Source organism: uncultured Leifsonia sp. (assembly GCF_945957465.1).
In the GTDB taxonomy this organism is placed as follows: domain Bacteria; phylum Actinomycetota; class Actinomycetes; order Actinomycetales; family Microbacteriaceae; genus Leifsonia.
Map to the genome: position 1 here is coordinate 17,792 of NZ_CAMFLC010000012.1, position 12,377 is coordinate 30,168.

Here is a 12,377-nt window from a genome sequence, read left to right on the forward strand (position 1 = left end):
TCAGCGCCGGTCGAAGCGTGCGCCCTCCGGCTTCGAGGGCAGCAGATAGAAGACCAGCAGGATGATCCATCCGACGAGCGGGATGAAGCCGAGGAAGAAGAACGGGCCGGCCAGGTTCGCGTCGTGCAGCCTCCGCCAGATCAGCGCCAGGCTCGGCACGAGGATGGCGAGCCCCCAGAGCGAGTACAGCACCACCAGCACCCAGCCGAAGGCCCCGAGTCCGCTGCCGCCGTTGCCGAGGGTTCCGAGCGACGACAGGAGGATCCCGTAGACGGCCCCGATGATGATGGCGAACAGGTACCACCACCAGAACTCGCTGCGGCTGGCCCGGCCGGTGAAGTCGGCGTACTTCTTGAAGAAGCGGCGGATCGCCTCCCCGAACGATGCGCCGTAGAGCGGCTGGTCCAGCGGGGCGGCTGCGGGAGTCTGCGGTGCGGTCATGGTGGGTCCTTTCGAGCGGTGCGGTGCGTCGAGCGGGAACGGCCACAGTCAAGCGCATCGACGGCCGCGGGCGCGCGCATTGTGTCGCGGCGTGTCGTTTCGCAGGGCTAGTGCATTCGTGACGAATCCCGACATTCGTGCCACGAATCCGCGCATTCGTGACGAATCCCGCGTATTCGTAGAAGGGGATGGCCGTCAGTCGACCGCTTCGCGCGCGGCCCGGGCGACGGCCGAGCGGAACCAGATGTGCCCCGCGTCGCGCTCGTGCATCGGGTGCCACCACAGCGACTCCATGACCGTTCCGAGGTCGAACGGGCTGTGAGCGGTGCGGATGCCGGAGCCGTGCATCGTCTCGAGCGCGCGTCTCGGGCCGATGCCGATGCGTTCGGAGCCGGCGATCAGGGCGGGAAGGGTCACGAAGTTCTCGATGACGATCGCGGCGTGCGGCCTGATGCCCGCGCCCCGGAACTGCGCGTGCAGGGATGACGCGCTGGAGGAGCGCACGTACGGGAGGACCCAGGCGGCCCGGCGCATCTCGTCGAGGCTGAGTTCCTCGCCGTACGGTCCGTCCTCGGAGACGACGCACACCCAGGCGTCCGAATAGAGGTCGATGTGCGGCATCCCGGAGAGCAGCTCCTGCGGCAGCATGAGGGCGTCGACGCCGCGGAGCACGACGTCGGGCTGTGCGATGAACTGCTCGGTGCTGTGGTGGAGGCGGAGCACGCTGCGGGGCGCCTCCCGTGCCATCAGCTCGGCGAGGGTGCGACCGAACGTCACCTGGTGGGCGTCCGACGCCACAAGGCTGAACACCCGTTCCGTGTGCAGCGGATCGTAGGCGAGGCGCACGTCGAGGACCCGGCTCACCGACGACAGCAACTCGGGGAGCTGCGAGGTCAGACGTTCCGCCAGCGGCGTCAGGACGTAGCTGTTGCCTCGTCGGCTCAACAGTTCGTCGTCGTAGTGCACCCGCAGCCGCCGCAATGACTCGCTCATCGTCGGCTGGCTGAGCTGCAGGCGGCTCGCGGCCTTCGTCACGCTGCGCTCTTGGAGGAGGGCGTCCAGCGCGATCAGGAGATTGAGGTCGAGCGTCGCCGCCTCCCATCGGTCAGGCTGATAAGCGTCATCGGTGAAATCGGATTCCTTGGGTGCGTCGGCAGCGTAACACTGGAAGGGTGCCGATGCTCACGCCGAGGTGGGCCGGGTGCTGGACGCCCGTTGTGCGGCTGGTGAGGAATGCAGATGGTGAACCCGCAGAGGATCCTGGTGGTCGGAGCCGGCATCGGCGGCCTGAGTGCCGCGATCGCCCTGGCGCAGACCGGCGCCCGGGTCGACGTGATCGAGATCAAGAACGAGACCGCCGCGCAGGGCGTCGGCTTCGGGCTCCGTCCGAACGGTTTGAAGGCGATCGAGGAGATCGGGCTCCTCGAGCAGTGCCTCGCCTTCGGCAATGTGACGACGGGGATCACGTACTACGACACCACGGGTCGGCACGTCTGCGATCTGGACTACGGGCACACCGACGGGCGCGCCGACCACAACATCATCATGCCGCGCCTGGAGTATCTGGAGGCGGCGACCGCCCGCGCGCTCGAGGTCGGCTGCGACCTCCGCCTCGGCACGACCGTCGTGGAGCTGACGCAGGATGCCGACGGCGTGGACGTCGCCTTCAGCGACGGCGAGACCCGGCGCTACGACCTCGTCGTCGGCTACGACGGCATCCACTCGCAGATCCGCCACGACTACTTCGGCAGCCGGTTCGATCCGACGCCGGCCGGGGGAGTGGCCTGGCGCTGCGCTCTGCCGCTCGCTCCCGGCCTGACCGACACCATGTTCATCCAGGGGCACGGCGGCAAGATCGTGCTCGCCCCGCTCGCGGGCGGCCAGATGTACATGGTGCTGACCGTCGCCGAGACCGGTCGCCCGCGGCACGACCCCGAGAAGTTCCGGCAGATCATGTACGACCGCGCGCGGGCGCTCCTGGGCGATTCGGAGTTCATGTCCGAGTCCATCGAGCACATCCTGGACTCGGACAACGTCGCCTACTCGCCGTACTCGCTGACCTGGGTTCCGTATCCCTGGTTCCGCGGCCGCGTGATGATCATGGGCGATGCGGTGCACGCGATGACCCCCTACCTCGGCTCCGGGGCCGCGATGAGCATCGAGGACGGCGTCGTCCTCGCCCAGGAACTGCGAAAGGACCAGTCGCTGCTCGACGCCCAGCTGGCCTTCATGGCGCGCCGGCTCCCGCGGGTGCGCGTCATCCACGAGCTGTCGACGCAGGCGATGCTCGCCGAGTTCGACTCGGTCACGCCCGAAGCCCTGCAGCGGCGGCTCGACTATCTGGCCGCCGACGAGCCGATCGCGAACGAGTTCTCGAACCGGTTCCTGGCGCAGGGGTACTGACATGCGGCAGACACGAGTGGATGACGCGGTCCGGGTTCTTCAGGTCGACGCTCAGGCCGTCAGCGAGTGGAAGCCGCTTCGTGGCGCGGCCGGCATCCCCGGCCCGGTCCCGGAGCACCCCGGCTACCCCGACGTGACACCGTTCTGGACGGACGCGGGCGTGACGCTCGTGCGCTCCTACGACTGGGTCTCCCGGCTCGACACGACCGACAACCCGCTGAGCCTGTTCCCGGTTTGGGAGGCCGACCCGGCCGATCCGGCGAGCTACAACTTCGCCGCGACGGACCGGTGGGTGGAGGCGGTTCACGCGAGCGGCGCCGAGGTCCTGTTCACGTTCGCCAGTGCCATCCCGTCCGGCACCGGCCCCGCGGCCGATGTGGAGAAATACGGCAGGGTCGTCGAGGGGATCGTCCGCCATTACGCGCGCGGATGGGCCGACGGTCCGGAGCGGCCGATCCGGATGTTCGAGTTCGGCGATCAGCCCGACTTCGGACTCCTGCACTTCTCGGGAACGCCCGAGCAGTTCTTCGAGATGTACGAGGCGTTCGCGCGGGCCGCCGGGCGGGTCGGCGACGAGTTGATCGTCGGTGGGCCGTCCCTGGCGTTCCCGCTCAACCCGGACTCGCCGTACCGCGAGGGCTTCCTCTCCTTCGTCCGGGAACGGAAGCTGCCGCTGGACTTCTTCTCGTTCCTCTGGTTCGCGGACGCCACCCGTGATCCGATGGACGTCCCGGTGGTCGCGCGCGAACTGCGGGAGCTGCTCGACCGTCAGGGGTTCGCGGACACCGAGCTGATGCTGTCCTACTGGAACTACCTCGGCATCCCCACGTCCGAGGCCCCGTCGGACGAGCGAGCGGCGTTCCAGGCGGCGTCGGCGATCCATCAGCAGGACGCTCCGCTCGATTCGGCGATCTTCTTCCGGGCGGACAGCGGAGCCGATCCGCACTACGACGTCGTCGACCCGGCGGGAATCTTCACGGACGGTCGCGACGCCGACGTGCAGGCGGTCGCCTTCTCGCTGATCGGCCACGCGCTGTCCGGTCGACGGCTCGCGGTGAGCGGGAGCGACGACTCCGGGTTCGCCTGTGCCGCGAGCCGTGACGGCGACACGATCCGCATCCTCATCGCGAACTTCGTCGCCCCCGAATCGGCACTGGCGCCACGGCAGAGCGACGAATTGCGGTTCCGGGTGCCGTACGGCACGAAGCATGTGGAGATGGCGTTCCGCCTGCCTCCGCAGCGCGAGGGGTTGGTGTCGGCCGGTGTCGAGACGGCGCGAATCGTGGTGTCGAACCTGCCGTGGAGCGGGCAGCCGGTCTCGATCGGGCTGCAGACGCTGCGCGGTGAGAGCGGGGCGCCCCGCCGCGAGAGGGTGGGCGACTCGGGCACGCTCGAGCTGGACGTGCCGGTCGAGCCGCAGTCCGTGATCCTCGTGGAGGTCCGGGCGCAGCACGGCTGAGCAGCCCGCCGTTCTGCGTCAGCCGGCGTCGGAGCTCGTCGCGGCCTCCGACGCTGAGCCGTTCGAGTTCGACCACGGCGTCCCTTCTCGATCGTCGCGTGCGGCCAGCACGCGCACGATCGATTGCACCAGCTCCCGTCGTCGCACGTCCGTACGGCCGTCGTCACCGTCCGCCCGGAAGGGTGCGAGCTGCCACACTTCGCACAGCCCCCAGATGATGACGTAGAAGTCGCGGGGATCCCAGGCCGGCGAGACCCCGCCGTCCCGCTGCCACGTGGCGATCAGCTCCTCGGGCACGGGCAGCCCGCGCAGCTGGGCGGTCGCCTCCTCCCACGGGTCCGACTCCAGGCGAGCCCAGGAGAGCAGGCGGAGGCTCTGGGGGTGTCCCGCGATGAAGTCGTAGACACGTCCTGCGAAGTCGACGATGCCCTCCGCGTCGGTGCCGATCGTCTCCGCGACCTCGGTGATGACCGAGACGACCGTGGCCACGAAGAGCGCGCGCTTGTCGCCGAAGTACGCGTAGATGCGCTCCTTGTTCGCTCCGGCGCCGACGGCGATCCGGTCGATCCTGCCGCCGCCGAAGCCGTTCTCGGCGAATTCGGCGCGGGCGGCGGCGAGGATGCGTTTGCGTGTGGCAGCAGCGCGGTCGGAGGGAGGAGTCGTCGCATCCGTCGGTGCTGCCATCTCGTCGTCTCCTCCGGCTGCTGTTGCGTCGAGCGTCTACCGGGATACTATTACCCAACTGAACAGTTGGTTGGCTTCGAAGGGGAACCATGGCCGCGCATCCGCCCATCGTCTCGATCACGAGCGTCGAGTACCGCCGGGACACCGCCTTCGTGGCGACGCCCGAGCCGCAGCTCACCTGGGCGACCGAGACCGACGCGCCGGGCTGGCGTCAGGCGTGGGCGGAGGTCGAGAGCGGGGGCGATGTCGTCCGGACCGAGGGCGACGAGTCGGTGCGCGTCCCGTGGCCGTTCCCGCCGCTGCGTCCGCGCGAGCAGCGCGTGGTGCGGGTCCGTGTCGGCGGGACGGACGGCTCGGTCTCCGCCTGGAGCGGCGAGCGCGTCATCCGTGCCGGCTTCCTCGCGCCGCACGAGTGGACGGCATCGATGATCGCCCTGTCCGAGTCGACGCGGCCGGGGCAGCCGGCCCTGCTGCGCTCGGAGTTCACGGTCGAGAAGGAGATCGCTTCTGCGACGCTGTACTCGACGGCTCAGGGGGTCTACCAGGTCGAGATCAACGGAGCAGCGGTGGATGCGGACACGCTGAAGCCCGGATGGACCTCGTACCAGTGGCGGCTGATCCATGAGACGCAGGATGTGACCGGTCTGCTCCGGCCGGGCCGTAACGCTGTGGGCATCGAGCTCGCCGCGGGCTGGTTCGCCCAGCGCTACGGGTTCGGCGACGACGCGACCACCTTCTACGGCGACCAGCCCGGTGCGGCGCTGCACCTGGTCGTCGAGTATCGCGACGGAGAGGTCGCGGTGTTCGACACCGACGACGACTGGACGGGCTTCGGCGACGGACCCGTGGTCGAGGCCGGACTCTACGCCGGGCAGCACGAGGACGCCCGCCGGGAGCGGGCGGGATGGTCGAGCCCCGGCTTCGACGACGAGGGATGGTCCGCGGTCGCGACGCGCTCTGCGCCCGTGCCCGAGCCCCGGATCGCGCCGCCGGTCCGGGAGATCGACGAACTGCGTCCGGTGTCCGTGACGGCGTCCCCTTCGGGAGCGACGATCCTCGATTTCGGCGCGAACATCGTCGGCCGGCTCCGTGTCCGCGCGCACCTGCCGAATGGCACGAAGCTGGTCTTCCGCCACGCGGAGATCCTGAGCGGCGGCGAGCTCGACACGCGTTCGATGAGGGGAGCAGCCGCCACGGACTCCTTCGTCTCGGCGGGCGAGCCCGTCGTCTGGGAGCCGCGGTTCACGTTCCGGGGCTTCCGCTATGCGAGCGTCGAGGGATGGCCCGGCGAGCTTCCCTCCGAAGCGATCTCGGCCGTCGTGATCTCCAGCGACCTGGAGCGGATCGGCTGGCTGGAGACGTCGGACCCGCTGGTGAACCGCCTCCACGATGCCATCGTCCGAAGCACCCGCGGCAACTTCGTGTCGCTTCCCACCGACTGCCCGCAGCGGGACGAGCGGCTCGGCTGGACGGGCGACATCGAAGTGTTCGCGCCGACAGCTGCAGCGCTCTTCGACGTCGACGGGTTCCTCGCGAGCTGGCTGCGCGACGTCGCGCACGAGCAGGCGGCCCTTGCGGGGATCGTGCCGTTCATCGTCCCGAACGTCATGGGCCTCTTCACCGCACCCACTGCCGGCTGGGGCGACGCGTCGGTGGGAGTGCCCTGGACGCTGTACCAGCGCTTCGGCGACCGGACGGTGCTCGAACGCCAGTACCCGAGCCTGAAGGCGTGGGTCGAGCTGGTCGCTGAGCGCGCCGGTGAGGGCCGCCTGTGGAAGGGCGGCTTCCAGTTCGGCGACTGGCTCGATCCCACGGCGCCGAAGGACGACCCGACAGCCGCGAAGGCCGACAAGGAGCTCGTCGCGACGGCGTACTTCTACCGGTCCGCCGGCATCGCGGCCCGGACTGCGGCCCTCCTCGGGGAACGGGAGGACGCGGAGTACTACGAGCGGCTGGCCGAGGAGATCAAGCATGCCTTCGGTCGCGAGTACGTCACGGCGAACGGGCGCCTGAGCTCCGACGCGCAGGCGGCCTACGCCCTGGCGATCGCCTTCGGGCTGGCCGAGAGCCCGGAGGTCGAACACCTGATGGGCGTCCACCTGGCACGCCTGGTCCGACGCAACGGCTACCGGATCGGGACGGGCTTCCTCGGCACCCCGGTCGTCGTCGAAGCGCTCTGCCGCACGGGACAGCTCGAGGCGGCCGACCGGTTGCTGACGCAGACCGAGTGCCCGTCGTGGCTGTACCCGATCGCCGTCGGCGCCACCACGACGTGGGAGGCGTGGGATGCCCTGTTGCCCGACGGTTCGCCGAGTCCGGCGTCGACGTCGTTCAACCATTACGCATTCGGCGCGATCGGCGATTGGCTCTACGGATCGCTCGCCGGCCTGAGCGCGGCGGAGCCGGGGTATCGCACCCTCCGCGTCGCTCCGGTGCCGTTGCCCGGCTTCACCCACGCGTCTGCGGTCCGGACCACGCCGTACGGCCGGGCATCCGTCGAGTGGGAGCGCGACGGCGACGAGATTCGGGTGCGCGCCCTGGTACCGCCGAACACGTCGGCGACCGTTCTGCTGCCGGACGGCCGCGACCCCTTCGACGTGCCGGCCGGCCACCACGAGTGGACGGTCGTCGACGGGGCTCAGCGGCGGCCCTCGATCGACCATCTGTCGATGGAGTCCGACCTGGCCGACATCGTCGACGACCCCGCGGCCTACCGGGCGGTGCTGTCGGCGCTCGACACGCACGCGCCGCACGCAGCCGAGGCTCTGCGCACGCGCACCCGCTGGGAGGAAGGGGTCGCGCTCGGCGTCGAGCTCTTCATCCTGCCCCGGCGGACCCAGGCCGCGATCGACGAGGAGCTGCGGCTGTTCGTCCCGGCCGCCCGCTGACCTGAACGAAGGAGAGAACACCGATGCTCACCCTGACCGCCAACCTGGAGCTGAACTTCCCGGACATCACTGCCTTCCCGGCGCGCATCGAGGCAGCGAGGGCGGCCGGCTTCGACCAGGTCGACCTGTGGACCACGTTCGACAAGGACCTTCCCGCGATCCGGTCGGCACTCGAGGCCACAGGCACGCGGCTGATGTCCGTCCTCGCCGAGCCGCGCACCGACGTGGCCTGGCCGGACGCCGACCTGGAGGCGTTCTTCGGGGGTCTGGAACGGACCGTCGAGAACGCCCGTTCGCTGGGTGCGCCATTCGTGATCGTCGACTCGGGGCTGGGTTTCCCCGGGCAGTCGCGGCGCGTCCAGCTGGACCGTCTCGCCGAGGTCTACGCCCGGGCGGTCGAAAGGATCCGCGGTTCGGGGATCACGGTGCTGCTGGAGTCCGTGAACACCCGGGTCGACCATCCCGGTCTGCTCCTCGACCGCAACGCCGACTGCCAGGAGCTCATCCGGGCGGTCGACGACCCGTCGCTGCGCTGGCTGTACGACGCCTACCACTCGTTCTGCGAGGGGGAGGACTTCGCCGCCGAGCTCGCTGCAGGGGCCGACCTGTTGGCCTGCGTGCATCTCGCGGACGCGCCCGGACGCCAGGAGCCGGGCACGGGGGCGGTCGACTGGAGCCGGTGGCTCGACGCACTCGTCGCAACCGGGTACTCGGGATCGGTGCAGCTGGAGTTCGTGCCCTCCACCGACTTCCCGTCCGCCGTGGCCGTGATCCGCTCGCTCATCCAGGCAGTGAACCTCGCGACAGCCGGTGCTTAGGTTGAAAATATACCTAAGTCTGTCTTAGACTGGCAATGACGTCGGGGCTCCGGCCCGTTCCTCACCGCGATGTCGCGGCGAGGGCACAAACCGTCGCGTCGATCCCCCGATCGTTCGGGTCTCGCGTATGCCGCTCTCGCCAGTGAGGTTCCGTCTCCTCGTCATCTCCCTCCTCGTCGTGTCGTTCCTCGGGGCGCTCGACAACACCGTCGTGAGCACCGCGATCGCCACGGTCGCCGGGCAGCTCGGGGCGCTCGAGCACATGAGCTGGATCGTCGTCGGCTACACGCTGGCGAGCACGGTCCTCCTGCCCGTGCTCGGCAAGCTCGGCGACCGGATCGGGCCCCGCGCGGTGTTCATCGCCTCGGTCGCCGTCTTCATCGTGTCGTCGGTCGCCTGCGGCTTCGCCAACGGGATCGTCTGGCTGATCGTCGCCCGGGTGGTGCAGGGGATGAGCTCGGCCGGCCTGCAGCTGATGTCGCAGACCATCATCGCCGAGACGACGACGCCGCGGCAGCGACCGAAGTACCTCGCGATCATCGGCGCCGCCTTCCCGGTGGCGATCCTCATCGGGCCGGTCCTCGGCGGCGTCATCACCGACTACTGGGGCTGGCCGTGGGTGTTCTGGATCAACGCCCCGGTCGGTATCGTCGCGCTGGCGCTCGCGCTCGTGGCCGTGCCGCACATCGAGCCGGGCCGTGCCGGGAGGTTCGATGTCGCGGGAGCCGTCACGCTCACCATCGGGCTGGTCGCGCTCGTGCTCGCCGTGACCGGGGTCGGCGACGGGTCGCAGGCGGCCGGGACCGCGACCGAGTTCGTGATCGCCGCCGTCGCACTGGCCGCCTTCTTCGTCGTCGAGACCCGGGCCGCCGAGCCGCTGGTCCGGCTCGGCCACTTCCGCGACCGGACCGTGGCGACCGGCACCCTGATCTCGGCCATCGTCGGCATCGGGCTGTTCTCGATCACCGCCTATCTGCCCACCTACTTCCAGATGGCGTACCGGACGACGGCGACCGTCTCGGGCCTCGTGCCGATCGCGACGGTGTTCGGGATGCTGGTCAGCAACCTCCTGACCGGCTGGCTCGTCAGCCGCACCGGGCACTACCGCCTCTATCCGCTCATCGGCACGGCCCTCGGGGCCGCAGGCCTCGGAGCGATGGCCCTGCTCCCGGCCGGATCTCCGCTCTGGGCGCCGACCGTGGCGATGGCGGTCGTCGGCCTCGGGACGGGAGCGTTCATGAGCCTCATCGTCGCCGTCGTGCAGAGCGCCGTCCCGCGCAGCGAGACGGGCACGATCACCGCGACCACGAACCTCGTGCGCCAGGTCGGGGCCACGGTCGGCACGGCGCTGATCGGCGGGATCATCGGCACGAGCGTCATCGCGCTCCTCCCGCCCGGCCTGGACGCCGCGACCCTCACGCCGGCGGTGGTGCACGCCCAGGATGCGGCGGCGCAGCAGCAGATCGCGCAGGCCTACCACGCCGTCTTCGTGCCGCTCTTCATCGCGCTCGCCGTGACCTACCTCGTCGGCGTCGCGGCGTCCCTCCTGCTCCCGAACAGCAGGCTGTCCGACGACCGGGCTCCGGCCCCCGACGCCGCCCCCGCGTCCCTCACCACCTGACCACCGCACCGCACAGGAGACCACCATGACCACCCCACCGGAGACGACCGTCGCCGTCGTCGGAAGCGGCCCGATCGGAGCCGCCTACTCCCGGTTGCTGCTCGAGGCGCTGCCCGGCGCGCACGTCATCATGTTCGAGGCGGGTCCGCAGCTGACCGCGGTCGCCGGCGAGAACGTGCGCAACATCCCGGACCCGGAGGAGAAGGAGCGGGCTCGCGAGCGGTCGCAGGGGCCGCAGGCCGGCGCCTTCCGCGAGTCGCTGGGCATCCCGTCCTCCGTCGTCGCGGAGGGGATGTTCACCGCGCGCGGCGGGACGCACCTGCTCGACTTCGGCGGCCCGGGTTCGGCGCACGCGGAGAGCTTCCCGGCGGCCGCCGCCTCGACGAACGTCGGCGGGATGGGGGCGCACTGGACGGGCGCGACGCCCAGCCCGGCGTTCAGCGAGCGCATCCCGTTCATCCCCGACGGGGAGAGGGACGACCTGCTGGCCGAGGCCGTCCGGCTGCTGCACGTGCAGACCGCCGCGTTCGCCGATTCGGCGATCGGCGAGGCGATCCGGTCGCTGCTGGCGGAGGAGTTCGCCGGCGAGCTGCCCGAGGGCTACGGACCGAGCACACTGCCCGTCGCGGGAGACCCGCAACCCGACGGCACGATGCGGTGGGCGGGCACCAACACGGTCCTCGGCCCGCTGCTCGACCCTGCGAGCCCTCTCGCCGAGCGGTTCGAGCTGCGCGACCTCTCGCTGGTGCGCCGCATCGAGCACACCGACGGCCGCGCGACCGGTGTCACCGTCGAGGACCTGCGCAGCCACGAAATCCACGCCGTGGATGCGGACCTCGTCGTCGTCGCGGCCGACGCCTTCCGCTCCCCGCAGCTGCTCTGGGCGTCGGGCATCCGCCCGCGGGCGCTCGGGCACTACCTGACCGAGCATCCCGTCGTGATCTCCACCGTGGCCCTCGATGGCGAGAGGATGGGCCGCTTCGCGACCGAGGACGACCTCGCGCGGGAGCACGCCCGTCGTGCGGTCAATCCGGCCGACCCGGTGGCAGCGGTGAACCGCATCCCCTTCTCGGAGCCGGGCCACCCGTTCTCGCTGCAGGTGATGTACGTCGAGAACCCGCCGTTCCCGCTCGACCCGAAGCACCCGGCGGCGGGCAACCGCTGGGGCTACGTGAACATGGGCTACGGGATGCGCAAGCGTCCCCGCTTCGAGGACGCCGTGACTTTCGACGACGACGAGCCCGACTACCGCGGCCTCCCGAACATGACGATCACGTACGAGCTCACCGAGGCGGAGCGGGCGGAGATCGCCGAGGCGACTCAGCGGCTGCGCCGCGCCGGGAACGCGCTCGGCACGTTCGTCGCCGAGCCGCGGCTGCTGCCGAACGGCTCCAGCCTCCACTTCCAGGGCACGATGCGCCTGGGCGAGGAGGACGACGGCACCTCGGTCGCCGACCCGTATTCGCGGGTCTGGGGCTACGAGAACCTCGTCGTCGGCGGCAACGCGCTGATCCCGACCGCCACCGCCATGAACCCCACCCTGATGAGCGTCGCGATCGCCGTCCGCGGAGCCCGTGAGGCCGTCCGCCGGCTGACCGCGGCCGCCGAGACGGCGCAGATCGCGCACTGAGCACCCCACGAGACCTGAGGAGGATCGAATGCTCGAAGAACAGTTGATACAGACGGCGGGCTTCCGCAATGTCGGACCGGAGGGCGCCCGTACGGGCTTCCAGCTCCGTGTGCGCAGCCCGTACTACCGGGGCCTGTGGGCCGACCTGATCGAGAAGCCCACGGTGACCGTCGACGGCGAGCGCTTCGACGGCGAGACGATCCGGTGGACGCTGCCCGCCGGCGAGTTCTCGTTCGGCGAGCTGCAGGAGTCGACCGACGCGCGCTGGCCGCTCGGGCACGCCGCCACGCTGACGGTGCCCCGCGAGGGCGGGCTCGCCCGCGGCATCCACGACGTCACGCTCGAGCTGCGGCTCCGCATGTCGTACATCCCGGAGGAGCTCCAGCCGTCGATCTGGACCGCGTCGCGGAAGTCGGTGATCGTCAAGTGACCA

The 12,377-nt window shown here is 70.4% G+C and carries 10 protein-coding genes; 7 read left to right on the plus strand and 3 right to left on the minus strand.

Going from position 1 to position 12,377, the window contains the following annotated elements:
• Positions 1-441 (minus strand): DUF805 domain-containing protein, encoded by a 441-nt coding sequence (locus Q0Q23_RS07790; RefSeq protein WP_295121724.1) that lies wholly within the window; start codon positions 439-441, stop codon positions 1-3.
• Positions 442-636: 195 nt separating this feature from the next.
• Positions 637-1,512, minus strand: coding sequence for a LysR family transcriptional regulator (locus Q0Q23_RS07795; protein ID WP_363316245.1), 876 nt, complete (start codon positions 1,510-1,512; stop codon positions 637-639).
• 168 nt (positions 1,513-1,680) lie between these two features.
• Between Q0Q23_RS07795 and Q0Q23_RS07800 the strand changes: the two genes are divergently transcribed.
• Both Q0Q23_RS07800 and Q0Q23_RS07805 read left to right on the plus strand, forming a co-directional pair.
• Positions 1,681-2,844 (plus strand): FAD-dependent monooxygenase, encoded by a 1,164-nt coding sequence (locus Q0Q23_RS07800; RefSeq protein WP_295121726.1) that lies wholly within the window; start codon positions 1,681-1,683, stop codon positions 2,842-2,844.
• Position 2,845: 1 nt separating this feature from the next.
• Positions 2,846-4,303: a hypothetical protein gene (locus Q0Q23_RS07805; RefSeq protein ID WP_295121728.1), complete on the plus strand. Its 1,458-nt coding sequence runs from the start codon at positions 2,846-2,848 to the stop codon at positions 4,301-4,303.
• An 18-nt stretch (positions 4,304-4,321) separates the two neighbouring features.
• Here the strand turns inward: Q0Q23_RS07805 and Q0Q23_RS07810 are convergent, their stop codons facing one another.
• On the minus strand, positions 4,322-4,987 hold the full coding sequence (locus Q0Q23_RS07810; protein ID WP_295121730.1) for a TetR/AcrR family transcriptional regulator: 666 nt from the start codon (positions 4,985-4,987) through the stop codon (positions 4,322-4,324).
• 89 nt (positions 4,988-5,076) lie between these two features.
• Here Q0Q23_RS07810 and Q0Q23_RS07815 point away from each other — a divergent pair, with 89 nt between their 5' ends.
• From Q0Q23_RS07815 to Q0Q23_RS07835, 5 genes are all read left to right on the plus strand, one after another.
• Positions 5,077-7,875: an alpha-L-rhamnosidase gene (locus tag Q0Q23_RS07815; RefSeq protein ID WP_295121732.1), complete on the plus strand. Its 2,799-nt coding sequence runs from the start codon at positions 5,077-5,079 to the stop codon at positions 7,873-7,875.
• 23 nt (positions 7,876-7,898) lie between these two features.
• The gene (locus tag Q0Q23_RS07820; protein WP_295121734.1) at positions 7,899-8,693 is read left to right on the plus strand and encodes a TIM barrel protein; all 795 of its coding nucleotides are present in this window, start codon (positions 7,899-7,901) and stop codon (positions 8,691-8,693) included.
• A 127-nt stretch (positions 8,694-8,820) separates the two neighbouring features.
• Complete coding sequence (locus Q0Q23_RS07825; RefSeq protein ID WP_295121736.1) at positions 8,821-10,314, plus strand: MFS transporter; 1,494 nt, start codon at positions 8,821-8,823, stop codon at positions 10,312-10,314.
• Between the two features lie 25 nt (positions 10,315-10,339).
• A complete protein-coding gene (locus tag Q0Q23_RS07830; protein WP_295121738.1) occupies positions 10,340-11,944 on the plus strand; it encodes a GMC oxidoreductase in 1,605 nt (534 codons plus the stop codon).
• Between the two features lie 28 nt (positions 11,945-11,972).
• Positions 11,973-12,374: a DUF6379 domain-containing protein gene (locus tag Q0Q23_RS07835; RefSeq protein ID WP_295121740.1), complete on the plus strand. Its 402-nt coding sequence runs from the start codon at positions 11,973-11,975 to the stop codon at positions 12,372-12,374.
• The last annotated feature ends 3 nt before the right edge of the window (positions 12,375-12,377 follow it).

Excerpts from the sequence above, each read along its gene's own strand:
- Q0Q23_RS07790 (WP_295121724.1), bottom strand. The coding sequence starts at position 441 with ATGACCGCACCGCAGACTCCCGCAGCCGCCCCGCTGGACCAGCCGCTC.
- Q0Q23_RS07800 (WP_295121726.1), top strand. The coding sequence starts at position 1,681 with ATGGTGAACCCGCAGAGGATCCTGGTGGTCGGAGCCGGCATCGGCGGC.
- Q0Q23_RS07805 (WP_295121728.1), top strand. The coding sequence starts at position 2,846 with ATGCGGCAGACACGAGTGGATGACGCGGTCCGGGTTCTTCAGGTCGAC.
- Q0Q23_RS07810 (WP_295121730.1), bottom strand. The coding sequence starts at position 4,987 with ATGGCAGCACCGACGGATGCGACGACTCCTCCCTCCGACCGCGCTGCT.
- Q0Q23_RS07815 (WP_295121732.1), top strand. The coding sequence starts at position 5,077 with ATGGCCGCGCATCCGCCCATCGTCTCGATCACGAGCGTCGAGTACCGC.
- Q0Q23_RS07820 (WP_295121734.1), top strand. The coding sequence starts at position 7,899 with ATGCTCACCCTGACCGCCAACCTGGAGCTGAACTTCCCGGACATCACT.
- Q0Q23_RS07825 (WP_295121736.1), top strand. The coding sequence starts at position 8,821 with ATGCCGCTCTCGCCAGTGAGGTTCCGTCTCCTCGTCATCTCCCTCCTC.
- Q0Q23_RS07830 (WP_295121738.1), top strand. The coding sequence starts at position 10,340 with ATGACCACCCCACCGGAGACGACCGTCGCCGTCGTCGGAAGCGGCCCG.
- Q0Q23_RS07835 (WP_295121740.1), top strand. The coding sequence starts at position 11,973 with ATGCTCGAAGAACAGTTGATACAGACGGCGGGCTTCCGCAATGTCGGA.